The sequence below is a fragment of the Nocardia sp. NPDC056952 genome (genome assembly GCF_042674185.1).
GTDB lineage: Bacteria > Actinomycetota > Actinomycetes > Mycobacteriales > Mycobacteriaceae > Nocardia.
Genome location: NZ_JBHURA010000003.1, coordinates 533,322 through 560,005, shown reverse-complemented (window position 1 = coordinate 560,005; position 26,684 = coordinate 533,322). Strand labels below are relative to the sequence as shown.

23 protein-coding genes and 1 pseudogene are annotated in these 26,684 nt (G+C 66.1%); 9 read left to right on the top strand and 15 right to left on the bottom strand.

Features of this window, described 5'->3' with window-relative positions; all coding sequences use genetic code 11:
• Window positions 1-74: 74 nt before the first annotated feature.
• Window positions 75-1,220, bottom strand: a complete 1,146-nt coding sequence (locus ACFTS5_RS14260) for an acyl-CoA dehydrogenase family protein (protein ID WP_378630905.1) — start codon at window positions 1,218-1,220, stop codon at window positions 75-77.
• A gap of 532 nt (window positions 1,221-1,752) precedes the next feature.
• Between ACFTS5_RS14260 and ACFTS5_RS14255 the strand changes: the two genes are divergently transcribed.
• The 3 genes from ACFTS5_RS14255 to fadD5 are packed head-to-tail and all read left to right on the top strand — an operon-like array spanning window position 1,753 to window position 5,148.
• Window positions 1,753-2,739: an NAD(P)H-dependent flavin oxidoreductase gene (locus ACFTS5_RS14255; protein WP_378630903.1), complete on the top strand. Its 987-nt coding sequence runs from the start codon at window positions 1,753-1,755 to the stop codon at window positions 2,737-2,739.
• Window positions 2,736-3,542: an enoyl-CoA hydratase-related protein gene (locus tag ACFTS5_RS14250; RefSeq protein WP_378630902.1), complete on the top strand. Its 807-nt coding sequence runs from the start codon at window positions 2,736-2,738 to the stop codon at window positions 3,540-3,542. The genes ACFTS5_RS14255 and ACFTS5_RS14250 overlap by 4 nt, the downstream gene beginning before the upstream one ends.
• 28 nt (window positions 3,543-3,570) lie before the next feature.
• Entirely contained in the window at window positions 3,571-5,148 is a 1,578-nt protein-coding gene (gene fadD5, locus ACFTS5_RS14245; protein WP_378630900.1) for a fatty-acid--CoA ligase FadD5, read from the top strand.
• A gap of 206 nt (window positions 5,149-5,354) precedes the next feature.
• Here fadD5 and ACFTS5_RS14240 read toward each other — a convergent pair whose 3' ends face one another.
• Complete coding sequence (locus ACFTS5_RS14240) at window positions 5,355-6,560, bottom strand: PucR family transcriptional regulator (protein ID WP_378630898.1); 1,206 nt, start codon at window positions 6,558-6,560, stop codon at window positions 5,355-5,357.
• 410 nt (window positions 6,561-6,970) lie between these two features.
• Here ACFTS5_RS14240 and ACFTS5_RS14235 point away from each other — a divergent pair.
• Window positions 6,971-7,348 (top strand): annotated as a pseudogene (locus tag ACFTS5_RS14235) (group 1 truncated hemoglobin); the annotation flags it as partial.
• A gap of 77 nt (window positions 7,349-7,425) precedes the next feature.
• Here the strand turns inward: ACFTS5_RS14235 and ACFTS5_RS14230 are convergent.
• Window positions 7,426-9,072 (bottom strand): acyl-CoA synthetase, encoded by a 1,647-nt coding sequence (locus tag ACFTS5_RS14230; protein WP_378630897.1) that lies wholly within the window; start codon window positions 9,070-9,072, stop codon window positions 7,426-7,428.
• Window positions 9,073-9,268: 196 nt separating this feature from the next.
• Between ACFTS5_RS14230 and ACFTS5_RS14225 the strand changes: the two genes are divergently transcribed.
• Entirely contained in the window at window positions 9,269-10,126 is an 858-nt protein-coding gene (locus tag ACFTS5_RS14225) for an oxygenase MpaB family protein (RefSeq protein ID WP_378630895.1), read from the top strand.
• Between the two features lie 86 nt (window positions 10,127-10,212).
• On the opposite strand, the gene ACFTS5_RS14220 is transcribed toward ACFTS5_RS14225, so the two are convergent.
• Together ACFTS5_RS14220 and ACFTS5_RS14215 are read right to left on the bottom strand one after the other, a co-directional pair.
• Window positions 10,213-10,845 (bottom strand): TetR/AcrR family transcriptional regulator, encoded by a 633-nt coding sequence (locus ACFTS5_RS14220; protein ID WP_378630894.1) that lies wholly within the window; start codon window positions 10,843-10,845, stop codon window positions 10,213-10,215.
• Between the two features lie 46 nt (window positions 10,846-10,891).
• Window positions 10,892-11,635 carry an SDR family NAD(P)-dependent oxidoreductase gene (locus ACFTS5_RS14215; RefSeq protein ID WP_378630892.1) on the bottom strand — a complete coding sequence of 248 codons (744 nt, stop codon included), beginning with the start codon at window positions 11,633-11,635 and terminating at the stop codon, window positions 10,892-10,894.
• 803 nt (window positions 11,636-12,438) lie between these two features.
• Here ACFTS5_RS14215 and ACFTS5_RS14210 point away from each other — a divergent pair.
• The 4 genes from ACFTS5_RS14210 (at window position 12,439) to ACFTS5_RS14195 (ending at window position 15,300) form a co-directional block, all read left to right on the top strand.
• Window positions 12,439-13,680, top strand: coding sequence for an oxygenase MpaB family protein (locus tag ACFTS5_RS14210; protein ID WP_378630891.1), 1,242 nt, complete (start codon window positions 12,439-12,441; stop codon window positions 13,678-13,680).
• A 66-nt stretch (window positions 13,681-13,746) separates the two neighbouring features.
• Window positions 13,747-14,025, top strand: coding sequence for a hypothetical protein (locus ACFTS5_RS14205; protein ID WP_378630890.1), 279 nt, complete (start codon window positions 13,747-13,749; stop codon window positions 14,023-14,025).
• Window positions 14,026-14,091: 66 nt separating this feature from the next.
• Window positions 14,092-14,358: a hypothetical protein gene (locus ACFTS5_RS14200; RefSeq protein ID WP_378630889.1), complete on the top strand. Its 267-nt coding sequence runs from the start codon at window positions 14,092-14,094 to the stop codon at window positions 14,356-14,358.
• A 288-nt stretch (window positions 14,359-14,646) separates the two neighbouring features.
• Window positions 14,647-15,300 carry a methyltransferase domain-containing protein gene (locus ACFTS5_RS14195; RefSeq protein WP_378630888.1) on the top strand — a complete coding sequence of 218 codons (654 nt, stop codon included), beginning with the start codon at window positions 14,647-14,649 and terminating at the stop codon, window positions 15,298-15,300.
• A gap of 103 nt (window positions 15,301-15,403) precedes the next feature.
• On the opposite strand, the gene ACFTS5_RS14190 is transcribed toward ACFTS5_RS14195, so the two are convergent.
• The 10 genes from ACFTS5_RS14190 to ACFTS5_RS14145 all read right to left on the bottom strand — a co-directional run bounded on the left by ACFTS5_RS14190 (window position 15,404) and on the right by ACFTS5_RS14145 (window position 26,586).
• Entirely contained in the window at window positions 15,404-16,387 is a 984-nt protein-coding gene (locus tag ACFTS5_RS14190) for an alpha/beta hydrolase (protein ID WP_378630887.1), read from the bottom strand.
• Window positions 16,388-16,588: 201 nt separating this feature from the next.
• Window positions 16,589-17,623, bottom strand: a complete 1,035-nt coding sequence (locus ACFTS5_RS14185) for an alpha/beta fold hydrolase (protein WP_378630886.1) — start codon at window positions 17,621-17,623, stop codon at window positions 16,589-16,591.
• Window positions 17,624-17,703: 80 nt separating this feature from the next.
• On the bottom strand, window positions 17,704-19,032 hold the full coding sequence (locus ACFTS5_RS14180) for a lipase family protein (protein WP_378630884.1): 1,329 nt from the start codon (window positions 19,030-19,032) through the stop codon (window positions 17,704-17,706).
• Complete coding sequence (locus tag ACFTS5_RS14175; protein WP_378630883.1) at window positions 19,029-19,988, bottom strand: diiron oxygenase; 960 nt, start codon at window positions 19,986-19,988, stop codon at window positions 19,029-19,031. Before ACFTS5_RS14175 ends, ACFTS5_RS14180 begins: the two co-directional genes overlap by 4 nt.
• A gap of 84 nt (window positions 19,989-20,072) precedes the next feature.
• On the bottom strand, window positions 20,073-20,756 hold the full coding sequence (locus tag ACFTS5_RS14170; RefSeq protein ID WP_378630881.1) for a TetR/AcrR family transcriptional regulator: 684 nt from the start codon (window positions 20,754-20,756) through the stop codon (window positions 20,073-20,075).
• A 172-nt stretch (window positions 20,757-20,928) separates the two neighbouring features.
• Complete coding sequence (locus ACFTS5_RS14165; protein ID WP_378630880.1) at window positions 20,929-23,157, bottom strand: acyl-CoA dehydrogenase; 2,229 nt, start codon at window positions 23,155-23,157, stop codon at window positions 20,929-20,931.
• A 2-nt stretch (window positions 23,158-23,159) separates the two neighbouring features.
• Window positions 23,160-24,038: an SDR family oxidoreductase gene (locus tag ACFTS5_RS14160; protein ID WP_378630878.1), complete on the bottom strand. Its 879-nt coding sequence runs from the start codon at window positions 24,036-24,038 to the stop codon at window positions 23,160-23,162.
• A 12-nt stretch (window positions 24,039-24,050) separates the two neighbouring features.
• Window positions 24,051-24,923, bottom strand: coding sequence for a MaoC/PaaZ C-terminal domain-containing protein (locus ACFTS5_RS14155; RefSeq protein WP_378630877.1), 873 nt, complete (start codon window positions 24,921-24,923; stop codon window positions 24,051-24,053).
• Entirely contained in the window at window positions 24,920-25,360 is a 441-nt protein-coding gene (locus tag ACFTS5_RS14150; protein ID WP_101462898.1) for an SRPBCC family protein, read from the bottom strand. The genes ACFTS5_RS14155 and ACFTS5_RS14150 overlap by 4 nt, the downstream gene beginning before the upstream one ends.
• Window positions 25,361-25,395: 35 nt before the next feature.
• Complete coding sequence (locus ACFTS5_RS14145; protein WP_378630875.1) at window positions 25,396-26,586, bottom strand: lipid-transfer protein; 1,191 nt, start codon at window positions 26,584-26,586, stop codon at window positions 25,396-25,398.
• Window positions 26,587-26,684 lie beyond the last annotated feature (98 nt).

Genomic DNA, 26,684 nt, shown 5'->3' with positions numbered 1-26,684 from the left:
GCCGGGGTCGGCAGCGAGCGACTCGACTGGGGGCGTCCGACCGTGACCGGTCGGACGCCCCTTTCCCCTCCGTGTCAGAGACCGAACGTCTTACCGATGATGTCGCGCTGGATCTCGCTCGTCCCGCCGAAGATCGTGGAGACCAGGGCGCCACGGACGTGCTTTTCCATGTCGAACTCCCGGGCATAGCCGTAGCCGCCCATCATCTGCATCCCGGCCAGTGCGACCTGCTTGGACGTCTCGGTGGCCTTGAGCTTGGCCATCGATGCTTCGCGGGCGAAGGTCTTGGTCGGGTTGGCGTCGACCGCGGCGGCCACGCTGTAGACCAGCAGTTTGGTGCATTCGATCTCGGTCGCGAGGTCGGCCATGCGGTGCCGTAGCGCTTGGAAGGAACCGATCGGCCTGCCGAACTGCTTGCGCTCACTGATGAACTGCAGCGTGTCCTCGAAGGCACGCTCGGCAGCGCCGAGGCTCATCGCGGCCAGAATGAGCCGTTCGAAGTTCAGCCCGGTCATCAGCTGACGCCAGCCGTTGCCCACCTCGCCGACCACCGCGTCCTCGGGGAGCAGGCAGTCGGTGAAGTACAGGTCGTTGGTCTCCTTCTGGTTGCCCATCAGCTCGATCGGGCTGATCTTGAGCCCCGGCGTGTTGGCGGGCACATGGAACATGGTGAGTCCCTCGTGCTTGCCGCCACTGCGATCGGTGCGCACGACCAGCAGGATGTTCTCCGAGATGTGCGCGTTGGAGCACCAGGTCTTCTGACCGTTGATCAGCCAGCCGTCGTTGGTCTTCTCCGCCTTGGCGGTGATGTTGCCGACGTCGGAGCCCGCTTCCGGTTCCGACATCGAAATCGACTGCGACGCACCACGAACGATGCCGCGCAAGACCACGTCCTTTTGCGCCGCGGTACCGAACTTGGCGTAGGCACCACCGGTGATGAGGGTCGGCCCGATCGCACCGATCGGCAACATGCCGCGCAGGCTCTCCTCGAGCAGGATGCACATGTCGACCATCGTGGCGTCGGAGCCGCCGTACTCCTCGGGCACGGTCAGGCCGAGCCAGCCCAGTTCGGCCATCTTGCCGTAGACACCCGCGTTGTGTTGCTCGGCATCATGGTGGGTGAGCGCGTCACGCTTCTCCCGGGTGCCCGCCTCACGCTTGGCGAACGCGGCGACCGCTGCCGCGAAATCCTGCTGTTCCGGGCTGAATTCGACGCCCATGGTAATGGTTCTCCCTTGCTTCGTGGTGTGGATTGAAGATCAGCTGCCGGTAACGCATCGTGGTGACGCGACGGAGCCATGTTGACGATCAGATGTTTCGCCCATCGCCGCAGTGCGGCCTTGCCCGCCCTTGGCACCCAGTGCCGCCCAGCCGCTCGCGGCTGCACGAGCTCGTGCGACGGCTCGGGCACGGCGGCCTCGTCTTCGATCGGCCCGCGGCCGAGAACCGCACCGGCCACAGGAGGGCGAGTCTCCGAGAAACTGCTTGTCAACAGCCCCTGCGACAAGGGATTCAGTCATCGACGACTTCTTTCGAAAGGAATCGGATCAACCCGTCCAGCGCACCCGATCACCGGATCGACCAGGGTGGGCCCAGCGGTTTTCGCGCTTGGCCCGATTTCGTTGACAGGAACGCTCCAGCTCGGTTAAGTTAACACCCATTCTCAATAAGTTAATCACGATTCTAGCCGGATGCAAAGAGCCCACGGGTTTCCTGCCACCGGCGCAGAACTCCCGAGCGGAGAGAGGCTCCATGCTGCGCACCCGATTCACCGAGGCATTCGGTGTCGAGCACCCCATCGTGCAGGGCGGGATGATGTGGGTCGGCCGCGCCGAACTCGCGGCCGCGGTCTCGGAAGCAGGCGGTCTCGGCATCATCACCGGACTGACCCAGCCCACCCCGCAGGCACTGCGCGAGGAAATCGCTCGGACCAGGGATCTCACCGACAAACCGTTCGGCGTGAATCTGACGATCCTGCCTTCGATCACTCCGCCGCCCTACGCGGAGTACCGCCAGGCGATCATCGATGGCGGCGTTCCGATCGTCGAGATCGCCGGCGGCAACCCGGCGACCCACCTGCCCTACCTCAAAGACGCGGGCATCAAGGTGCTGCACAAGTGCACCAGCGTCAAGCACGCGCTCAAGGCCCAGCAGGTCGGCGTCGACGCGGTGAGTATCGACGGCTTCGAATGCGCCGGTCATCCCGGCGAGAACGACACACCGGGCTTGGTCCTGATTCCCGCCGCCGCGCGTGAGATCGAGATCCCGATGATCGCTTCCGGCGGCATCGCCGATGCTCGCGGATTGGTCGCCGCGATGGCACTCGGTGCGGACGGCGTCAATATGGGCACCAGGTTCCTGTGCACGGTCGAGTCGCCCATCGCGCACGTGGTCAAGGAACAGATCGTCGCCAACACCGAGCTCGACACCAAGCTGATCTTCCGGACCTTGAACAACACTGCCCGAGTCGCCGATAACGCCGTCAGCCGCCAGGTCGTCGAGATCGAGCGCGGCGGCGGCACGTTCGACGATGTACGCGAGCTCGTCGCGGGCGCTCGTGGCCGCAAGGTCTACGAGGACGGCGACCTCGACGCCGGCATCTGGAGTGTCGGCCAGTGTCAGGGCTTGATCCACGACATTCCCACCTGCGCGGAACTGGTGGCGCGGATCGTGCGCGAGGCCGAGACCCTCATCGCAGGACGCCTGGCCAAGTCCATCGTCGAAACGGTGGCCCGATGAGCGAGAGCATTCTGGTCACAGAAGTTGGCGGCGTCCTGCGCCTGACGATCGACCGCCAAGCACGGCTGAACGCGATCGATCTCGAGGCGATGACCGAGCTGGGCGATCTCATCAGCTCGGCCGCAACTCGGCCGTCCGTTCGGGTGATCGTGCTGACCGGCGCGGGTAAAGCGTTCTGCACCGGCGCCGACCTGGCCGCCGCGGCCGCCGCGGGCGGCAACGAGGCCTCACCGCAGGTCGTGATGGACACCGCCAACGCGCTGATCCGCGCGATCATCGCCTCGCCGCTGCCCGTGATCGCGCGGGTCAACGGGCCCGCCGCCGGTGTCGGCGCGTCGATCGCGCTGGCCGCTGATCTCGTCTACGCAGCCGACAGCGCCTACCTGCTGCTGCCGTTCACCTCCATCGGCCTGATGCCCGACGGTGGAGCAACCGCGGTCGTCGCCGCCGCCATGGGTCGTGCCAGGGCCGCGGAGATGGCGCTGCTCGGCGCCCGATTGCCCGCCGCCGACGCCGCCGCGGCGGGTTTGATCACCCGGTGCGTACCCGCCGCCGAACTCGACGATCAGATCGAGGCGGTTGCCGCCCAACTGGTCGCGGGTCCTCGCCGCGCGCTGCAACTGACGAAAGCTGCCATCAACGCGGCGACGCTGACCGAACTCGACGCCGCGCTCGCGCGGGAGAAGGACGGACAGATCGAGCTGCTGACCTCCGCGGACTTCCTCGAGGGAATGACCGCGATGCTGACCCGTCGCGCGCCGAACTTCACCGGCGCCGTGCATCCGATCGCCGAACCGGCCTAACCCTTTCCGCGCCTTCGAGGAGACGACGATGTCCACAGAACCCCTGCGCTCGCGCCGCAATCACTGGATGAACCAGATCGCGATCCATGCCACCACCATCCCGGATGCTCCCGCCGTGCGGTACCTGGGCAAGACCACCAGCTGGGGTGAACTGCACTGGCGAGTGGGACGGTTGTCCGACGCGCTCGATCGGCGCGGCGTCGAGCCCGGCGACCGCGTGATGATCCTGATGCTCAACAACACCGAGTACCTCGAATCGGTATTCGCGATCAACACTCTGGGCGCCATCGCGGTGCCGGTGAACTTCCGGCTCACTCCGCCCGAGATCGCCTTCCTGGTCGCCGACAGCGGCGCCTCGGTGATCATCACCGACGCGGTGCTTGCGCCTCTGGCCGCAGCGGTGAGCGCCCAGTCACCGGATCTGAGTACGCACATCGTGGTCGGCGCATCGACCGGCGACGGTGTTCTCGGCTACGAGGACCTCATCGCCGAGACCGGCGAACCGCACGAGCCGCGCGATGTCGCCGAGGACACCGCGGCCCTGATCATGTACACCTCCGGCACCACCGGAAACCCCAAGGGCGCGGTCCTGACCCACCTGAACATGAGTTCGCAGGCGCTCACCTGCATCCGTGCCATGCGCTACAGCGCCGACGACATCGCCTTCTGCGCGTCGCCACTGTTCCACATCGCCGGATTGGGCAGTGTCGCATCGTGTTTCGTACTCGGCGCGTTGACGGTGATCCATCCGCTCAAGGCGTTCGACGCGGGCGAGGTGCTCGATGCCTGGGAGAGCGAGCGCGCGACCTCGGTGTTCCTGGTGCCGGCCCAGTGGCAGGTGGTGTGCGCCGATCCGACTGTCGCACAGCGCGATCTGCGGCTGCGGGTGATCAGCTGGGGTGCGGCCCCGGCCTCGGACACCGTGCTGCGTGCCATGGCGGAGACCTTCCCGAACGCGCTCAACGTGGCGGTCTTCGGGCAGACCGAGATGTCGCCGATCACCTGTGTCCTCGACGGCGAGGACGCGATCCGCAAGCTCGGCTCTGTCGGCAAGCCGATCCCCACCATCGCCACCCGAGTCGTCGACGACGAGATGAACGATGTCGCCCAGGGCGAGATCGGCGAAATCGTCTATCGCGGACCGACTTTGATGCGCGAGTACTGGAACAACCCGCGCGCGACCGCCGACGCGTTCGCGGGCGGCTGGTTCCACTCCGGTGATCTCGTGCGCCTCGACGAGGAAGGCTTCGTCTATGTCGTCGACCGCAAGAAGGACATGATCATCTCCGGCGGCGAGAACATCTACTGCGCCGAGGTGGAGAACGTGCTGTTCGCGCACCCACTGATCAGAGAGGCAGCGGTGATCGGCCGCGTCGACGACAAATGGGGCGAGGTCCCGGTCGCGATCGTGGCGGTGGAGGACGGCGGCGAGATCAGCCTCGCCGACCTCGAACCGCACCTGAACACCCATCTCGCCCGCTACAAGCACCCGAAGGACCTCGTGGTGGTCGACGCCCTGCCGCGCAATGCGGGCGGCAAGGTCGTCAAGCACGAGCTCCGCAAACTGCACGGCTCGACGGGCCTGACACCCGCGGTCTCCAGCTGAGATAGATCCCGACTCCGTTGCGGGTTCCGGCGGTGGTCTCCTCGGCAGCCGAGCCGAGGTGACCACCGCCGTTTCGTCAATTGGTGCCGGATTCGTTCTCGGGAACCACGTACACGCTCGGCCGCTGTTCCGGGATCCGCCCCATTGCGGGCGATACCGTGCCGATCCTCCGAAATCATCCGCCGCACGATGACATCGCGGCCGACCTACTTCTCTTGACAGCTCGCTTTACGCACGATCAGCGCCGACTGCAGATACCAGAGTCCATCGGCCGACGAAGGATCGAAGCCCGTCAGTTTGCGGATACTTTTCAGCCGGTAATCGATGGTGTTCATATGAACGCTGAGCTGCCGCGCGGTTCGGCGACGGTTCAGATTGTTATCGAGGTGCGTGCACAAGGTTTCCATCAGAATCGGATTGTCGTCGAGTGGGCTCAGTATCGCTTCGATATGCCGGCGCACAGCAGACGGCCTGGTCAACTGATATTCGACTGCCAGATCAGCGAAACGGAACAGACCGGGCGGGCGCTGAATTCTTTGCACGAGATCCAAGAGGTCGCACAGCTGATCAACAGTTTCCGGAATCTTCGCCGGCGACGCCTCCGCGCAGGTCGCGGTCATGTCGACTCCGGCCGCCGCGGACAGCACGGTCAACAACGTGTCGAGGTCCCTTGTTTCAGCCGACGGAACGAGGATGACGCCACCGCGCATATCGAGCCGCGACAACGCGCGCACCGACCCGTGGCGATCCAGAGCCGCCCGGATATTTCGAAGCATTCGCCGGACGTCCATCTGCGTGACAAATGTGTCGGACGTTCCGTCACTACCGGACGGAAAATGCACCGCCAACACGGAATAGCTCTCGGCGACCTCGAAACCGCTGCAACGCGTCACCGTCGACGTATCCTGCCCGGCGAGCAACGCGACCGCCAAGGAGTTCCTGACCCGTTGATCCTCGACGACCTCGGCCGCGAGATGGTCGGTGTAAGCGAGTGATATCGCCGCCGTCACGCTGTCGAGCATTTCGGTCGCCAGTTGGCGCACGACCGAGAGCTTCTGTTCTTCGGAGCCGACCACACTCGAGGCGATCAGCTCCAAACTAGTTGTGAAACCCTGACCGATCGCCTGATCGATCACTTCGCTGGGAACCTCGGCACGAGCTCGCGGCGACCCGGAGGTGCGGTGCCGAACGGTGTCGCCGCGTCCGCGGGGCGGAACGGTCGCCAGGGCAGTGCCCGGTAGAACATCAACAGCGGCCAGGGCACCACCGGTGACGTCACCGGCGCGCGTAGCCATGCTCTCGAGCATTCGGGAGACCAACTCGTCGGCGAGCGCCCGGACTCTGATGGAGGACTCCGCCGTGGCCACACGGGGCCGCTCAGAATCGATTCTGGGTGAATAGTCGGTAGTCATCTTCGACTTCCTCACTGCGTTCAACGTCGCCTCACGGCAGCGATGGCTGGCAAGCAGTCTCCCACGTCCAAGGCGTCAATACAAGGTTATGTTACTGCCTATTCTGCAACTGATGAGCAGGTGTCTGTCGAGAATCAGCCCCCTGGACACATCCTCCTGGACACCCACGGCCGGTAATCACACACAGATCGGCGTCCGAACTGCACATTTACAATTGGCAAGCAGGAAGGGTCGCTGTTCGATACCCCCGAGCGAACCCCGTCAAACCCGAAACAGGTCGACCCTCAAACAGATAAGTTACTGTCAATTCATCAGCTTGCCGGATGCCTCCGGCGACTGTCACCGACCACCCCATCAGTGACGTTTGCGAAACGAGGACTCCCACCATGGACGAACCGGATCGACGCAGCATGTCTGCGTCCGGAAGCGATGCCGACACCTCGGAGGAAGGCTTGCCGCCCTACGAGCGGATCGGCGGCCGCCATGCCGTGGAGACGGTCGTCGAAGACCTCTACCGACGCGTCCTCGCCGATGAGCGGTTGTCGCCGTTCTTCGCCGGCACGAACCTCACCCGAATGAAGGGTCGGCAGGTCGAATTCTTCGCCGCACTACTCGGCGGACCGGTGCCGTACGTCGGCGCATCCATGCGAACCGTTCACCGAGGGCGCGGCATCACCCCAGTCCACTTCACCCTGGTCGCAGGCCATCTCACCGACGCGCTCATCGCAGCCGGACTCGACCGAGAACTGACAGACCACGTGATCAGCGCGGTCACACCCTGGCCGGTGACATCGCCACGTCTCGGGAGTCACCCACCCCGGCGTGACCTCGACACCGCACGCGCAGAAGAGGCCGCGCCCCGATCTCACCGCGGATCGACGCGCTCGAGCTTGCGACGAAGCAGTTTGCCGGTGGCATTGCGTGGCAACTCGTCTACGAACACCACGTCCCGCGGGACCTTGTGTCGCGCGAGGGCCGCTTTGACGTGATCCTTTATCTGTTGCGCGTCGCACGAAGCACCGGGTGCGGGCACAACGAACGCGCGCAGGCGTTTTCCGAAGTCGCGATCGTCTACCCCCACGACCGCCGCCTCGAGGATGTCCGGTCGTTCCACGAGCAGGTTTTCGACCTCGAGCGGAAAGACGTTCTCCCCACCGGAGATGATCATGTCGTCGTCGCGACCATCGATGAACAGCCTTCCCGCCGCATCGAAATGGCCGACATCGCCACTGGACTGCATTCCGTCGACGATCTCCTTGCCTGTGCCGTCGGTGTAGCCGCTGAAACTCAGTGCGCTGGCCACGAAAATGGTGCCGACCACACCCGGTTCGGTGACCCGGCGGCGGTCGTCATCGTAGATCGCGACCCGGCAGCCCACGGGTGGGCGGCCGACGGTGCCGGGCGCTTCCCGCATATCGCTGGGCGTGGCGACGGCTGCCACCGCGACCTCCGTCGAGGCATACAGGTTGTAGAGCACCTCACCGAACGCCAGCGCCGTACGCCTGCTCAGGTCGGGCGAGATGGCAGATCCGGCCGCGAAGATCACCTTCAGTGAGGAGGTGTCGTATTCGGCCAGCACGGACTCGCCCAGATCGATGATGCGCTGCAACATCGTTGGTACCAGCACCAACGTGCCCGCCCGATGGTGTTCGATATCGGCCAGCGTGCGTCGCGGGTCGAATTTGCGCTGCCGCAAGACGATCGTGCTTCCCAGCGCCCAACCGAGAATCAGCTGCGAGAGACCGGTGCCGTGGAACGCCGGCGCCGCGAGCACGGTCGTACTCGCCTTCGGCAAGGGGATCCGGTCGAGGAACTGCGCCGATTGCAAGGGCGACACTTTGGCCCGCGGCGCACCTTTCGGTGTTCCGGTCGTGCCGCTGGTGAGTACCACAATCCCGCCGGGCTGCTTGGGGCTCACCGGCGGTCGGGTGTGCCGGCCCGCTCGGACATCGTCCAGCGTGGGCTGCCCGTGGTCCACCCAGCCGTCGTCCATGGTCAGAATCATTGGCAACTTCTTGGGAAGGTCGTCGAAGCGGTGAAGGAACTCGGCGTCGAGCAGGATCGCACCCACGTTTTCGCGTTCGGTCACCGACACCAACTGCGGGCCCGCCATTCCCGTGTTGAGCAGCACGATGCGCGCACCCAGTTTGCCCGCGGCGAGCAGCGACAAGACCATCCCCCGATGATCCCGGCAGAGCGCGGCCAGCACCGTGCCACTCGCGATCCCCCGCGCGACAAGGCCGTTGGCCACCGCGTTCGACCTGCCATCGAGCTCCGCGAACGTCAGCGGCCCCAGCTCGTCGACGATGGCCGTCGCGGCGCCGTTGTGGCGAGCCGCGTGCGCGAACGCGGTGGCCACAGGACCGAGCACGGTCGCATCCCTGGCAGTACGCAGCAGCTCCACCGGATGTCGAAGCTCGATCGCGCCGCTTCTGCGCAGAACCCCGACGGCGGACAAGCCGTCAGCCATCGTTCTGACCAGGGCCGCGGGCATGCTCGGGATCACTGGCATGGACACCTCCGAAGGGGTCGGGTACTCGGGACAAGCGATCGGAATCCAAGCGCCGACAGCCGATGGCGATGGTAGCCGGTGCCGGAATCATTGGTAACTTAATACCGCTGAAATCGCCGAAAAGCATTGTGGAAGACCGGCCTCGGTGAGAACATGAGCGCGTGAATCTCTCACCCTTTCGATTCGGAGGCCGGCCATGACCCGTTCAGCAAGGGCTGGTCGTCCGCGGGATGCCTCCGACGACATCGCGCGCCGGCACCGCTACCTCAACGGTGTCGGCGCGTTGCTGGGCGGCCCGGCGAACGTGATCATGCAGCTGAGCCTGCCGCCGGTCGGGCGCGGCGTAGTGGAAAGTGTTGTCGAATCGGGCAGCTACGCGACGCGGCCGGCCAAGCGCGGTCGAACCACGCTCACCTACCTCGCGGTGGCGATGATCGGAACCGACGAAGATCAGGCGGCCTACCGTGCCGCGGTGGGCACCGCGCACCGGCAGGTGCGCTCGGGACCGCACAGCCCTGTTCGGTACAACGCCTTCGACCCTCAGCTGCAACTGTGGGTGGCCGCCTGCTTGTACCGAGGCGTCCTGGACACGGTGAACCTGCTCTTCGGCGGAATGAACGAGCAGGATGCCGACGAGATGTATTGCGATGCCGCCAGGTTCGGGACAACCCTGCAGATGCCGGCCGAACTGTGGCCGGCCGACCGCGCGGCCTTCGATCGGTACTGGGACTCCATGCTCGGCGATCTGTCCTTCGACGACGAAGTCCGCACCTACTTGCTCAACTACGTTGTCGAATTGGCGGCATGGCGTCGAAGCGTGCGCGTCGCGTTCGGTCGGGCGAATCGCTTCTTCACCACCGGGTTTCTGCCACAGCAGTTCCGCGACGAGTTGGGCCTGCCATGGAGCCCGCGCAGGCAGCGAGTGTTCGAAATCGTGATGCGCACGCTCGGCCGACTGCTCGAGGTGCTGCCGGACACGTGGCGAGCTCAGCCCTTCGAGCGCTACCTGGACGACATGCGTGAGCGTAGATCCCAGGGCAAGAATCTGATCTGAGCGGAGACACACGTCGCATCGGGTCCAGATCCTCGGACGCTTCCCGCACCGCCGCGGCGACTTCGTCGACCCCGCCGGTATTCGCACTAGCCCGTTCCGGACAGTCCTGTCCAGAACAGCGCAACGGTGGTGTCGACCGCGTCGATCTTGGGAATCGGGCGACCGGCGTCGAACCAGTAGCGGGCCGCCAGGTGGCTGGCGCCGACGAGACCGAACGCGCAAGCCCGGGCACGGTAGGGATCCATCCCCACCGCGTCGAGTTCGGCACCGACCAGTGCCGCACATTCGGCCATCGCCATCCGAACCCGACCCTCGACGCTCGGCTCACTCGGAACCGGCGTGTCGAACACGAGCGTGTATCCCGCACCGTCGTCTTCGTCGACGAAGTCGAAATAGGCCGACACCGTGCGCCGCACCTTGTTCTCGTACCCGGCGGTCGTTCGGAGCGCACCACGCAGGCCATCGACCATGTGGTCCAGATACCGTTGCAGCACAGTGGAATACAGGTCCACTTTGCCCGTGAAGTGGTTGTAGAGCACCGGTTTGCTCACCTGGGCCCTGACGCTGATCTCTTCCATACTGGCGCCGTGGAAACCATGGTCGACGAAGACGTCACGCGCGGCGCGGATGACGACCTCGCGGCGACGGGCACGGGCTTCGCCGCGATCCGCGCGGGTGAGGATGTGCGCGTTCCTCACTTCGCCGCGTATCGCGGTCATCGAGCCGTACTCGTTCCCACCGGCTCAGCAGGCGATGGGCGGTCGATCATGCTCGCCACAGCCGGTTTCCCGACCGGGAGACAACGATATTGGGGACGACGGCGTTAGCGGACAGACGAGTGATGGCCAGCACCAGTTCAGCGATGTCCCCGGTCGTCAGCATCGCCGCGCGGTCGAGTTCGTCGCGTTTCCACGCGGTCATATCGGTATCGACATAGCCGGGTGAGATAGCTGTCGCACTGACACCGTTCGCGGATTCCTCCAGCGAGATGGTTTCGCAGAGCGACACCAGAGCGGCTTTCGACGCCCCATAGGCGGCCAAGCCCGGCTCCCCCGCGACACCGGTGATCGAGGCCAGCGCAACGATTTTCGCACCTGCGCCGGGGTTGTCCTTCGCCGTCTCGCGCAGCAATGGCAGGCAGTGCTGCACAAGGGTCAGGGGGCCACGAACGTTGATGTCGAACATGCGGTGGTAGCCGGCGGCGCTCATCGTCGCGACCGGACCGGCGGTACCGGTGCCGGCGCAGTGCACCAGAACGTCCAGGCGACCGAACCGGTCGGCGTGCGTGCCGGCGAGGCGCAGCAACTGTTCGGGATCGTTCATGTTCGCGATCACCGTCACTACGTCGACACCGTGGTCGGTGCGCAGCTCTTCAGCGGTGCTGTCCAGCACCGCTCCATCGCGGGCAGCGAGCGTGAGGTCGTAGCCGAGTTCGGCCAGACGCCGCGCGACTTCCGCACCGATCCCGCGCGAACCGCCGGTGATCAGGGCACAACGCCGATGGGTCATCGCTGCGCCGATCCCGTGTCAGCCGACGCCACGATCATCGAGCGGCAACGATCGGCCTGCTGCCCGAACACATCGGCGAGCAGGGCAGCGCAGGGCACCGGTGACAGTCCCCCGCCGCGCGTTCTCCGGCCAGGCGGTGGTCGACGTACGTCGACGACGACAGCGGACATCTTTGACTCCTCACGCACTGTCGCCGACGGTCGGCGACAGGTCCAATAAGTTAGCCATGATTCTCGCATACACGGGAGACCCACTCAAGATCCGGGATACGCGGCGAGTATTCGAATCTTTGCCGCTATGTTAATGCACATTCCTGATAGTTTCCGTCGCAGGCGCCGCGCGTTCGATCGCCGCTCTCCGGCAGATCGCCCGCACGGGGACGCGCCCCAGGGCACGGTCATACGTCAGTACATGCCCCTATACAGCACATTAACCCTCTGAATCGGCCAGCGAAAGCGAGAGTCGATAGCCATCGACCAGAGTCGGCGATCCAGCTCGATAGCGCTCCGTCCAGCTAAGTTACTGCCTATCCCCTCTTGGAGGACCTCAGCAGGAGGTGACCACTGCCGAACCGGCGCATGCCAAGCAACCAGGAAGAGTAGGCAGGTCACGGCACTTATCGATGCTTCGGCTCCGCTTCATGCTCCCCGATCCCGAAGGACGCCGGGCGTCAATCCGGATTCCGTGGACACAGTGCCCACTCCCTGTTAAGTTACTGACTATTCTAGGCTGATGCAGCGAAGCGAATCGAGTGTTCTCGCTGCGGCCTGGGAGTCTGAACGTGCTCAATGAGGAGTAATGTCATGGATAGACTCAATAGGCGTAATGCGCTGAAAGCCGGCGGAGTGCTCGGCGTTGTCGGCACCATCGGATTGGGTGCGATCGCACGGGCAGATCCGTGGACGTGGTCGCCGGAAGGATCGGTGGCCGGATCCGGTTCCGGCGTCGACCCGTTGACGGTATGGGATCCCGAAGCCGACGAACTCGTCGCCGGACTCGTCGACCGAGGCGAAGTCCCCAAGGTCAACGAACTGTTGCGGACCTGGACCAAGAACGGTCAGGCGCTGCCTGCCGGCTTACCCTCGGAGTTGCGCGACTTCATGGAGTACGCCCGCCGACTGCCGCAGTGGACCGACACCGGCAAGTTGGATACCGCGATCGCGTTCAACAAGAAGCGCGGACTGTATCTCGGTGTCCTCTACGGGTTCGCCAGCGGCATGATGAGCACCGTCATCCCGAAAGAGGCGCGCGCGGTCTATTACTCCAAGGGCGGCCACGATCTCAAAGATCGCATCACCAAAACCGCGAAACTCGGTTATGACATCGGTAGCGCCAATGCCTATGCCCCCGATGGGGAAATGATCGTCACCTGCGTCAAAACCCGGCTGGTGCACGCGGCGGTGCGTCACCTGTTGCCGCAGTCCCCGCACTGGGTGCACTCCGCGGAGGAGGACAAGCCGATCAGCCAGAACGACATCATGGTCACCTGGCACAGCCTGCCGACGACCGTGATGAAGCACCTCAATTCCTGGAAAGTGCCGATCCCGGCACACGAATCGGACGCTTTCCTGCACTCCTGGCAGGTCGCCGGGCACCTGCTGGGCGTACGCGACGAATACATCCCCAAGTCATGGCCCGACGCCAATTCCCAAGCGGCGCAGATCCTCGACCCCATCATCGCGCCGACGCCGGAAGGCGCCAAGCTGGCCGATCGGCTCCTCAGCCTGGGCGCCAACATCGATCTGTCGATTCTGAGCAAGCCGGTACTCGGCGCGTTCACTCGATTCCTGCTCGGCGACAAGATCGCCGACGGGCTCTCGATTCCGCGGGAACCGGTCTGGGACCCCCTGCTGCAAGTCGCGTGGGGTCCGTTCATCGCCGTGCGCGAGGGCGCGCTCACCGTGGTCCCGCCGCTCCAGGATCCCTACTGGCTCCTCGACGAATTCCTGCGCAAAGCCGCGCTGATCTATCTGGCGGAACTGCGCTTGCCGATCAGCATCGAACTCCCGACGATGAACCGCGATATGAGCAAGCCACCGCGCTGATCTGCCGGCGAAATTCTGCACCAACCCATTTCCCGGGAGTTCCCACTCCCCAGCAAGGAGCATGAAATGCGCAACGCCCTTCGTATCACCGCAGCCTCGGTCGCGGTAGCAGGCCTCGTCGCAGCCGCAGCGGGCACGGCGGTAGCCGAGACCGGCTCATCGGCAGCAGACTCGGGCTCGGCAGCGGCGAGCTCGGCCGCGGTACTGGCCGGGCAAGGTGACATCATCGGATTGATCGTCCTGCTCGGCGTCACTCCGTTTCACATGCTCACCGGTGGCATCTGCGATCTGGCGACATCGACAGGTTCGGCGAGCCCGTGCACGCCGGGAGCCAAGCACTACTGAAAGGCTCTTGTCTCCGATTGACGCGACGACAGACCCATCGTCATCGCGACGATGAGAGAACCGAAAATGCGAGACAGTTCAGTCGAACGCGCAGCAGCACCGCCGTGGACGCCGAAGCCGGTCTCGGCATCCGGAATTCGCGAGGTGCTCGACTACTTCGGGAAGTGCCCTTCGTGCGGCTATCCGGCGCGGGCCAGCACGCACACCGTCTATTACAGCGACGGATCGACCACCGCGATGGTGACCGGCATGTGCGAGTCACCCTGCGGTTGGACCGGGCCCGTCGAGCTGACCAGGATGACCGATCGCCGCCGGTTCGGTCAGCCGGATTGACGACTTCACCATGATGGCGCAGACAGAGGTTCGGCGCATCGGGCGCGAGCATCGCACCGGGTGCGCCGAACCTGCTACCTCTCAGCCCCCTCTGACCTCTCTGGCCACGGCCGCACCGCAGACCCTCCGCTGACGCCGGCCGAGGCGCGCAGACGATGTTGCCCGATGTCGTGGCACCGCAATGTAGTCGGACTACGCTGACCGCCATTGCCGCCCATCGATGCATTGAGGGGATCAAGCGTGACCAGCAGTGAATTCGCGTACACCGGGTGCGACAACCTGGAGGCGATGACCGAAGCGGTCAATTACAACAAATTTCTGATCGACTGCGTAGATAAACATGTCACGTCGCCGGACCTGCGCATACTGGACTTCGGTGCCGGTCGGGGCACCTACGCCGATATGCTGGCCGAGCGGCAGATCATCCCGGATTGTCTGGAACCCGACGCCGAGCTGCAGAAGTTGCTGCTGTCGAAAGGCTACAAGGTCGTCGACTGCGAGGCCGAGCCATCCGAAGCCGAAATGTACGGTTTGATCTATTCTTTCAACGTTTTCGAGCACATCAAGAACGACCAGGAAGCGTCCGAACACCTGACCTCGCTGTTGCGGCCCGGCGGGACGCTGGTGATCTATGTGCCCGCGCTCGAGATGCTGTTCACCTCGATGGACACCAAAGTCGGGCACTACCGGCGTTATCGCCGAACTCAGCTCAACCGCATTCTCCGTAACGCGGGTCTGGAGATCGTGGAGTCGCGCTACTGCGACCCGATCGGCTTCTTCGCCACCCTGGCCTACAAGTTCGCCGGCAGCGACGACGGCACGATCAACACACGAGCGCTGAAGCTCTACGACCGCGTGGTGTTCCCGCTCAGCAAGCTCCTGCAGGCCGTCACCGGCAAACTGTTCGGCAAGAATGTGCTGGTAGTGGCCACGAAGGCCTGATACCCCGGGCGGCAACGGATCCCGATGACCTGTTCGATGGGCACCGGGATCCGTCGCCGCGCTGGGCTATGGACAGTTCGCCAGGCTCGGTGAGGCCGTCGGCTCAGTTGGTCCGGCTGCCCACCGACTGCGCCAGGAACGGCCACGACGAGCGCAGGTCGTCCTCCCAGTATCCCCAGGAGTGTGTGCCGACAGCCCGCTCGTCCAGCGTCACCGCAATGTTCAACTCGCGCAGCCGGTTCGCGAGGTTGATGGTGCAGAAGTGCACCGCTGCTTCGATGGGACCACCGAAGGCGATCTGGACCGGGAGCGGAATCCTGCCGTCCTGGACACGCGCGTCAGCCGGTGTGTCGTGGGGTGCGCCGGGGATCCCGGTACCGGTACTCAGATAGACCTCGGTGCCGCGCAGCCCTTCCGCGTTGACGAGCGGATCATTGGCTCGCCACAAGGGGCCGTTCCGTGGGCCCCACATGTTCTCGATGCTCTGCCCGCCACCCCAGTTCTCGACCGTGATCCGGACGAATTCCTGGCCGATGGGGTCCGAGGTCTGCGCGCAACCACTGTAGGAGGCGACGCTGTTCCAGAAGCCGGGCTTGGCGATCGCCAGGTTCAGCACCGAGGTACCGCTCATCGACACACCGACTATGGTGCGGTTGCCGTCGGCCCGGAGGAACCCCTCGATCACCGACGGCAACTCCTCGTTGAGGAACGTCTGCCATTTGTTGCGGCCGAGCACCGCGTCGTCGCGCACCCAGTCGGTGTAGTAGGAGCTGGCGCCGCCGACCGGGGTCACGACGTTGACGTCCTTGTCGCGCAGGAAATCCACGGCGTCGGTCTGCGCGTCCCAGCCGCTCTGATTCGGGCCGCCTTGGGAACCGTTGAGCAGATACATCGTCGGCCGCGGGTTCTCGGTATCGGCGGCCCGCATCACCTGCACCGGGATCGGCTTGTCCATCGCGGGCGAGAAGACGGTCACCAGCTGGCGTCTGCTGTCGATATCGACTGTCGAGACCACCCCGGCCGTCTCGGGTCGGGCGACGGCGACGCTCGCAGGCAGCACCAGCGCGGCCGAGGCCAGCGCGCTCACCAGCGCAGCATTTACCGCGGCCGTACGGATCGATCGACGTGTTCTTCTCACTAGCGCGAACCTCTCGTCTACCGGATGCACTGATCGAATCAGTGCGGGTCACCCCACGGCGGACGTGAGGCATGAAGAGAGGTTCGGACTGCACCTGCCCGCGGTTTGGTGGAGCGGCCGAAATTCCGCGGGCACAGGTGTGTGCGCGGGTCAGCGGCTGAGGAACTCCTCGATCGCGGGCCAGGTGGTGTCGGCGGCGGAAACCAGTCCGAGGTGTCCGCCGCTCACCTCCACGAACTCCACCTCGGCGGCGTTGGGCAGGACATCGAGGCCGCGGCGCACCGAGGCGGCGGGCACCACCACGTCGCTGGGGCTGCCCGCCAGCAAGACCCGGCAGGTGACCTTCGACAGTTCGATCACCAGATCCGATCGCAGTCGGATCGACCCGCCGGCGAGTTCGTTGCGCAGCACCAGGCTGCGGTAGATCTGCCAGTACGAGCGACCCGGGTAGCCGGGCATGGTAGCCATGAACCGGTCGGTGGCCTCCATCCTGGCCAAAGCTTCGGTGTCGAAGGCGTTGCGGGCCAGGAACATCGGTTTGGCGAGCTCGCGGTCGAAAGCCTGGATCCGGAAGCCGAGCCGCACGAATTCCTGCGGGATGCCGCCCATCACCTTGGTCGCCACGGCCATCTCGCGACCACCGGTGACCTTGGCGAGAAGGCGCAGCGGGATCAGGAACGCGGTGCGGGCCTGGTCGATCGGTGCGGCCAGGCAGGTGATGGAGGCGATCGGCAGGTCGGCGTGGGCGGCCGCGGTCAGCAGCGCGAGCACACCACCCAGCGACCAGCCGATGATGTCGACGCCACGGCCGTCGTGTTCCTCGCTGACCCGCGCGATCGCCTCGGGCAGGATGTCGTCGGTCCAGTCCTCGAGGCCGAGATCGCGGTCGGCGTACCCGAATTCGCCGTAGTCGATGACGTAGGGCTGCCTGCCCCGGTCGAGCAGGAAGCGCACCAGACTCTGCCCCGGCCGCAGGTCGAAGCAGGCGGTGGTCACCGCGAGCGGCGGCACCAGCAGCACCGGATTGCCCGTCGCCCGCGTGGTGCGGTCGTAGCGCTTCAGGTGACGGTGTGCGCCGTCGTACACCGTCGTCGACGGTGCGGGGCGGTAGGACTCGAGTCCGCCGCCGAACGACACCGACCACACATTGCGCACCGCGCGCGGCAGATCGGCAACGATCCCCATCGGTAAACCCCTTACCTCACCAGTTACTGCCTACCGGCAGACCCACAGTTTCTTATCTTACCAGTGAGTAAGTTGTAGCTTCAGGCTGCGTGACGAGCCTTGCTCGCCGTGCGCTGCCTGCCGTGACCGGCGGACGAGGCCGTGATGGGCCGCCCGAAGAGGACCCGCAGCACGACCCGTGCGAGGGCGCCGAACCCCCGACGGCCCGCGGGCAGCGCGAGTACGCTGCGCACCGTCCGGGTCTGCGACGGTGTCACCGCGACACCCCTGAATCGGTCGTCGAGCCAGTTCAGGCTCAGCGGCGTCGACAGCGGCAGCAGCGAGATGTGCTCGCTCGCCCGGTCGCGCAGGTAGGTCACGTGCGCGCCCTGCTCGCGGTAGCGCCGCACCAGCGCGTCGATATCGCCCACCGCGATGATCTGGTCGTGCACGGCTTGCAGCACCAGCAGCGGCACCGCGGGCGCCCGGTCCCCCAGTGTGAGATCGGCGAAGACGGCCAGCATCGCCTCCATGGCGAGCAACTCGGCGATGGGGGTGCCGCTGTGCCGGTCGACGTTGTAGCGGGCCAACCGCAGCACCGCGGCGGCGGTGGTCGACTCGGCGGCCTTGTCGAGCACCGCGCGGCCCTCGTCGCTGAAATGGGTGGCGACGAGTTCCTCGAACGCCGGATACACCCGGCGCAGCGCGGCGACGACGAGGGTCGGCAAGCCCGCGTGCAGCCCGCCGTTGAGCCGATGGAATGTCGAGACCAGATCGCCCACCGGGGAGCCGAGCACGGCGCCGGCGATGTCGAGCTCCGGCGCGTAGGTCGGCGCCATCTCCGCGGCCCAAGCCGTGGCCAGCCCGCCGCCCGAGTACCCCCACAGCCCGACCTGCGCCTGCGGGTCGAGACCGCCGGGCTCGAAGGCCAGTGCCGCGCGGATGCCGTCGAGTGCGCGGTAGCCCGGTTCGCGCGGCGCTCCCCACGCGCCGAGCATGCCTTCGTGATCCGGAATGGAGATCGCCCACCCCCTGGCCAGCGCGTCGGCGAAGCACAGCTGTTCGACGTGCACGAAGGTGCCGACGGCGCGAGAGCCGCGCTGCAACGCGTAGGAGGGAAACGACCGCGGCGAGATGGCGTCGATCGCGCACTGGAACGACAGCAGTGGGGCACCGGGCGCGACACCGCCCATCGGCGTCACCACCGTGGTGACGGACGCCTCGGGCATGCCGTTGAGATCGGTCGTGCGATAGAGCAGCTGCCAGGCCCGCACCTTCATGCCGATCACACCGAACGCGGCGAGCTCGACCGGCCGCGAACGCAGGATCGTGCCCTCGGCAAGGGTCTCGAACCCGGGCCGTGGCGCGAAGAACGGGTCCTTGTCCGGGAGCACGGCCGCCGTGGGCGCGGACCAGCTTTCGGCCCTCATGCGGTCCTGCGCGCGGGCTCGCTGCGGTAGCGCGAGACCGGTCCGTCGATGCCGAGCAGCTGCCACACGCGCTTGGCGACAGGATTCATCAGGCCGATGTCGGTCGCGAGCGCGCGGACATCGGTGAACACATCCCGCTTGATGTGGCGCGAGTGGTCGTTGCGCCAGTACGCGTCTCGTATCACCTCGCCCGGAATCCCGAACTTCTCGGCGAACTCCTTCGGCGGTGTCGCGATCATCGCCAGCATCACCCGCATGATGATCGGGAAGGCCACGGACAGCACGGTTTTCGACACGAAGTTCATCGTGGGCACGTTGATCCGAAGATATTCGTGCGCGAACGAGATGTGCCGGGCCTCCTCGGCCACGTGGATCTCCATCACCCGGTGCACCATCGGATGTGGATCGGTACCGCTGCGCAGCAACGCCTTCTGCAGGTGATCGATCGGCTCCTCGCCACCGAGCACCAGGGCGAAGAAGAATCCGGGGAAGAACTTCACCGCGGGCCAGATGATCAACGTGAGCTTACGATCGACCGAGCCCATGCCGATCACATCGCGGTAGCCGATGCGATTGATCATCTCCTGGAACATCATCGTGTGGTTGCACTCTTCGGCAGCCTCGTGGGTGATGTACCGGAATTCCGGATCACCGTTGGGCACCGACGGCAGGTACTGCATGAGCCCACGGATGAGCAGCTGTTCGAAGTCGATGCCGACCTTCGCGATGCAGGCTTGGCGCCACAATCCCATCGCGATCCGCTTCTCGACAGGCTGGGCTTTGTACCAGGGGTGACGGCCGAGCGGGTCCACGTCGGGCAGGATCCAGCGCGGGTCGTCGGAGTGCACGGCGAACTCGGGCGAGTCCCAGTCGATGTCGACATAGGGATCGAAGTGTTTGGTCACCGAGCCTTCGGACAGGCTCTGCAGGACCTCGTGGTAGCTGGACAGCGTCATCGGTGTCTCCTCGGTGCGGTTCCACTACCCAGTTTAGTGGTACCAGCGGTACCACACAAGGGTTGACGCTACTGCGTGTTACATCTAATTTTGCGCCGTCAGTTCGGCGATCGACGTGCGCGGATCGAGCGTGACGCCGACCTCGCGCAGACTGGCGTCGATGATCGCCCAGATGGCGATCTGGAGGTAGGACGACAGTTCCGCGGCGTCCATCGGCTGCATCGACCGGCTCAGCCACCGGTTCACACTGCCGTCGACGAAGCTCACCAGGCCGAACGACATCGGCTCGGCGACCGCCACCGGTGCCGACTGTGCCCGCAGCGCGCTCTCGAACACCTCGCGGACGGTACCCGCGATGGCGATCTTCGTCCCGGACACGATCGGCGAGTTGTGATCCTTACTGGCGCCGGACCCGGCGCCGAGGAAATAGTGCAGGCGCGGATTGGTCGCGATCCAGCCCACGTAGGCGTCGACAGAACGCGCGATCGCCTCGGTGACGGTGCCCTCGGGGTTCAGGGTGGGGGCGAGTACCGCCATCAGGTCGTCGATGATGCGGGTGCGCAGCTGCTCATCGAGGTCTTGACGGTCTTTGAACAGGCGATACAGCACCGAGCGCGGGACACCGGCCAGATCGGCGATCTCCTGGACGCCGACCGAGGCGCCTTGGGCCTGCACGGCCGCGAGGGCGGCGGCGAGGATGAGTTCGCGGCGGTCGGCGCGGTGACGGTCCCAGCGGCTGGCTCGGCCGTCGGTGCGCTGTGCGGTCACATCATCTCCTTCACCGGGCCCGTGCGGTGCAGATGCCGGTCCGGCGCTCTGCTGCATACAACGCTCTGCTGAATACAACGACGAACTGTAGTCCAGCGATTCCACCGATCCGGCCGCGCACGGGCACCGGCGATCGCCCGGGCGTCGGGCGCTTGCCCGACGCCCGGGTCGCTCACCCCTGTGCCGCGGCGTCGCGTGGCAGGCCGAGCATCCGTTCACCGATGACATTGAGCTGGACCTCGGTGGTGCCACCGTAGATGGTGGTGGCACGGCCCGCGATCAGCTGTTCCATCGCGTGGTCGCTGCGCTCACCGGGCACCGACACCACACCGGCGACACCGAGCTCGGCGACGACGTACTCCGAAATCGCCTGTCCCAGCGCCATTCCCAACAGCTTTCCGACACTGGACGTGGTGGACACGTCGATGCCGGACAGCTGCTTGAGCACCACCCGTGAACTGATCACGTCCACCGCTCGGCTCTCGGCCATGAGTTCGCCGAGCCGGTAACGCGCCACCGGCGAGAGATCGCGGCCGATCGCGAAGCGCAGCAGGTCGGTGTCGGTGGCGTAGGCCTCCATCTTCTGACTCAGCGCCACCCGCTCACCGGCCAGCGTCGTGCGGGCCACGTGCCAGCCGTCGTCGACCCCGCCGACCACGTTCTCGTCGGGAACGAACACGTCATCGAGGAACACCTCGTTGAACAGCGCCGATCCGGTCATCTCCCGCAGCGGGCGCACGGTGATCCCGGGGCTCGACATGTCGAGCACGAAGTAGGTGATGCCTTCGTGCTTGGGCTTGTCGGGGCTGGTGCGCGCGATCAGCATCGCCCAGTCCGAGAACTGCGCGACCGTGGTCCAGATCTTCTGTCCGCTCACCCGCCAGCCACCGTCGACCTTGGTGGCCTTGGTGGTCAGGCTCGCCAGATCCGAACCCGCGCCCGGCTCGCTGAACAGCTGACACCACACCAGCTCGCCGCGCAGTGTCGGCACGACCAGTTCCTGCTTCTGCCGTTCGTCGCCGTGCGGAACCAACGCGCCGACCGCCCAGGTTCCCATCAGCAACTGCGGCATCTGGATACCGGAGGTCTTGATCTCCTGCGCGATCACCACCTGCTCGAGCGGCGAGGCCGAGCGGCCGTAGGGCCGCGGCAGGTGCGGGAGGTTCCAGCCACCGTCGCCGAGCGCGACGAGCTGGTCGTCCTCGTCGTCGATCGCCGCGATCTCGGCCAGCTCGGCCCGGACCGACGCCCGGATCCGCTCGGCTTCGGCGGGCAGTTCCAACTCGCTCGACAGCGTCAGCCCCGACAGCGCGTAACCGGCCACCGCCTCGGCCCGTTCGTCACGGGCGCCGAGCAGCCCGCGCAGCGCGAGAGCCCGCCGGTAGTACAGGTGCGCGTCGTGCTCCCAGGTGAAGCCGATACCGCCGTGCACCTGGATGCACTCCTGGGCGACCTGCACCGCGGCATCCGGGATGATCAGCGACGCGACAGCTGCGGCGTACTCCGCGGTGTCGTCGTCGCGATCGAGAGCGTAGGCGGCGTCCCACAGCACGGCACGCGCCTTCTCCAGCGCGATGCCCATCTGGGCGCACTTGTGTTTGACGCCCTGGAACTGACCTATCGGCCGACCGAACTGCACCCGGGTCTTGGCGTATTCCGACGCGGTCGACACGCACCACGACATCACGCCGACCGCTTCGGCGCCGAGCACCACCGCAGCCACCGAACGCACGCGCGCCGAACTCACCTCGAGCACCCGGTCGAAGGAGACCTCGACCGAATCCGCCTGCAGTCGTGCCGAACCGCGCAGCACATCGATGCTGTCCTGCGCGCCGACGGTCAGTTCGATGTTCTCGAAGACGACCCACCGCTGTTCGCCGGCCACCGTGACGGGCGCGATGACGACATCGGCCGACACTGCCCCCAGCACACCGTCGGCCGTTCCGCTGACGGTCAACGTGCCGTCGGTGAGCGTGCCGGTCAGGTTCGAGGTCAGGGCCACCGCGCCGGTGCGCGACCCGTCGGCCAGCCCGGCAATCCGCGCCAGGCTCGGATTGCCCTCGGCGCGAATGTCATCCGCGGCGGCCAGCACCGCGGCGGCGAGCACGGTCGGCACGAACGGGCCGGTGTGCAGGCCACGCCCGAGCGGTTCGAGCGCGACAGCCAGCGTCAGCAGACCGGCGCCCTGACCACCGAGATCCTCGGCGATGTGCAGGCTGAGCAGATCCTGGGCGACGAGGCCATCCCAGAACGGCAGGACCTTGCCCGCGTCGGTGGACTCGACCGCGGCCCGGACGACCTCGGCGGTGATGGTCCGCTCGACGAAACCGGCGACCGCGTCGGCGAGGGCCAGGTGGTCCTCGCTGACGCCGACCCCGAGCTCATAACTGTTGCGCGCCATGGCTAGTTGGTCTCTTTCAGCTGGGCGGCCACCTCGTCGATGGTCCACGGTCCGTCGGTCTCGACGGTGCGCACGTCGTGCCAGCCGGCCAGCTCGACGATCGCCCCGCCCTGCACGGCGAACACCTTGCCGGTGATCGCGCAGTCGGCCTCGGCGAGGTGGGCGACCAGCGGGGAGATGTTGGCCGGGGAGAACGCGTCGAACTCACCCTCGGGCACCTCGGCCGCGAACAGCGCGCCCATGCCGGGGGTGGCCAGGGTCAGGCGGGTACGCGCGATCGGGGCGATCGCGTTCACGCGCACGCCGTAGCGTTCGAGTTCGTCGGCGGCGACCAGGGTGAGCGCGGCGATGCCCGCCTTGGCCGCACCATAGTTGCCCTGACCGGCGTTGGGCATGAACGTGCCCGAGGCCGAGGCGGTGTTGATCACCGAGGCCGATACCGGGGTACCGGCCTTGGACTGCGCCTTCCAGTACGCGGCGGCGTGGTGCAGGGTGGCGGCGTGGCCCTTGAGATGCACCGCGATGACCGAATCCCACTGTGACTCGTCCATGCCCGCGATGAACGCGTCGCGCAGGATGCCCGCGTTGTTCACCACGATGTCCAAGGTGCCGTACTCGCTGACCGCCTGGTCGACCAGCGCTTTCGCGCCGTCCCAGGTGGCGATGTTGTCGGTGTTGGCGACCGCGGCACCGCCGGCGGCGACGATCTCGTCGACCACCTGCTGGGCCGGGCCCGCGTCGGTGCCGGTGCCATCGTTGGCGCCGCCGAGGTCATTGACCACGACCTTGGCGCCTTCGCGGGCGAACAGCAGCGCGTGTTCGCGGCCGATGCCACGACCGGCGCCGGTGATGACCGCGACACGACCGTCGAGTTTTCCCATGAGTCTTGTCTCCTAGTTGATTTCGACGCGACCGTCGGTGATCGCGATCTGGCCCGCGGCTTCGGTTTCGAAGGCGTAGGCCCGCACGCCGGGATCAGCGGATTCGGTGGGCCAGAAGGTGGTGGTGATGTCCTGACCGGGCAGCACCGGCTTGGCGAATCGCACGGCCAGCCTGCGCAGGCGCGCGGTGTCGCCGCCTGCGAGTTCGGTCAGCGCGGCCCACGAGGTGAACGCCATGGTGCACAGACCGTGGTTGATGATGCCGGGAAGCCCTGCCATGCGGGCGATCTCGTCGTCGAGGTGGATCGGCATCGGGTCGCCCGAGGCCGGTGAGTAGCGGAAGGTCTGGTCGTCGTCGATGTGGGCGGTGACCGACGCGGCCGGATCGCCTGCCCGATCCTCGTCGGTGATCCGGTGGGTGGGCGCGAGCTCCCCTTCACCGGGACCGGCGTCGACCTTGCGGAAGAACGCGGTCATCCACTGTTCGTTGACCAGTTCGCCCGCCGCGTCCCGGGTTTCGGCGTAGATGACGACGGTGGAGCCGTTCGGACGGCCCACGTAGCCGATCGGCTTGGCCCGCACGACCAGTTCGTCACCGGCCCGGATCGGGCGGTGGAACAGGAAGTCCTGCTCACCGTGGACCAGCTTCATCAACAGCTCCACCGGCGCGACCGACAGCGCGGCGGGCGCCATCGAGGTGAACACCGGCACCACCGCGAACACCGGCGGCGCGATCTGGCCCGACCGGTGCGCGGGGACCGGATCGTTGGTCGCCGCGGCGTATTCCGCGATCCGCTCGGCGGTGACCGAGAACCGCTCTTCGTCGGTCCACTCCCCCAGGGCGGAGCCGTCGAAGACGACTCCGGCCGATTCCGAGGTGGTCATGCGGCCGAACCGACGAGCTCGGTGAACTTGGCCATCGACTCCTTCAGGTCGGCTTCGGCATGCTTGGCGACGGCCTTGCCGATCGGGCCGACGATCATCGCGCCCTTGAAGCTCGCGTCGAACGCGGCCGAGGAGCCGGTGTCGGTGGCGTCGACCTTCAACGCGAATTCGATGGTGACACCGGCCATGCCGGCGCCGGTGATGCGCAGGAACGAGTTCGGCACCACTTCGGCGACGGTCCACTCGATCTTGTTGGCCATGTTCATCACCGACACGACCTCGGTGAAGCGTGCGCCGGCGGCGAGCTCGGCGGGCAGATCGCCGCGCCAGCCCTGGTGGATGGTCAGCCATTCCTCCCAGTTGGCGAGATCGCTGAGCCGGGCCCAGGCCAGCTCGGGCGCGACGGGAAGTGCGGTGGAAACGGACACAGATGCCATGGGGTTACTCCTGGTGTGATTCGGTAGGGGAAAAGTCAGCGGTTGGCGGGGCGGTAGGCGGTCACCACGACCGCGCCACCGAGACCGATGTTGTGCTGCAGCGCGATTCGCGCGTCGGCGACCTGGCGGGCGTCAGCGGTGCCCCGCAGCTGCCAGGTGAGTTCGCTGCACTGGGCCAGACCGGTCGCGCCCAGGGGGTGGCCCTTGGAGATCAGACCGCCCGACGGGTTGACGACCCACTGGCCGCCGTAGGTGGTGGCGTTGTCGTCGACGAGCCGGCCGCCCTCCCCCGGCGCGCACAGGCCCAGCGCCTCATAGGTCAGCAGTTCGTTGGTGGAGAAGCAGTCGTGCAGCTCGATGACATCGACGTCCTCTGGCCCGAAACCGGCCTCGGCGTAGACCGCTTCGGCAGCGGTGCGCGACATCGAGGAGCCGACCAGATCGATCGCGGTCGGGCTGGTGAAAGTCGAGGCGAGGTCGGTGACCATCGACTGCCCGACGATCTCGACCGCGCGGTCGGCCAGGTTGTGCCGGTCGACGAAGTCCTCGCTCGCCAGGATCACCGCGCCGGAACCGTCCGAGGTCGGCGAGCACTGCAGCTTGGTCAGTGGGCCGTAGATCTGCTTGGCCTCGAGGACCTCCTCGAGGCTGTATTCCTTCTGGAACTGCGCGTACGGATTGTTCACCGAGTGCTTGTGGTTCTTGACGCCGATCTTGGCGAACTGCTCGGCCGTAGTGCCGTAGAGCTCCATGTGCTCCTTGCCCGCGGCACCGAACATGTACGGCGCGGGCGGCATCGCGAACTCCTGCAGCTCGGCCAGCGCCAGCAGGTGCTTCATCATCGGCTGCTCACGGTCGTCGTAGGTCGAACCGAGCGAGCCGGGCTGCATCTTCTCGAAACCCAAGGCGAGGGTGCACTCGGCGAGCCCACCGCGCACCGCCTGCGCCGCCAGGTAGAGCGCGGTCGAACCGGTCGAGCAGTTGTTGTTCACGTTGACCACCGGAATACCGGTCAGCCCCAGCTCGTAGACCGCGCGCTGACCCGAGGTGGACTCGCCGTACACATAGCCGACGTAGGCCTGCTGGACCTGGTCGTAGTCGATTCCGGCATCAGCGAGCGCCTTGGTCCCCGCCTCACGGGCCATGTCCGGATAGTCCCACTCTCGCGAACCCGGCTTCTCGAACTTCGTCATGCCGACGCCGACGACGAACACCTTCTGTGTCATGAACGCACTCCCGTGTGCCGTGTGTCCCGAATACCTGAGACACGGTGTCCATGTAATTTAGGTTGGACACCGCGTCCAGGTCAATACCCCGGCGAATA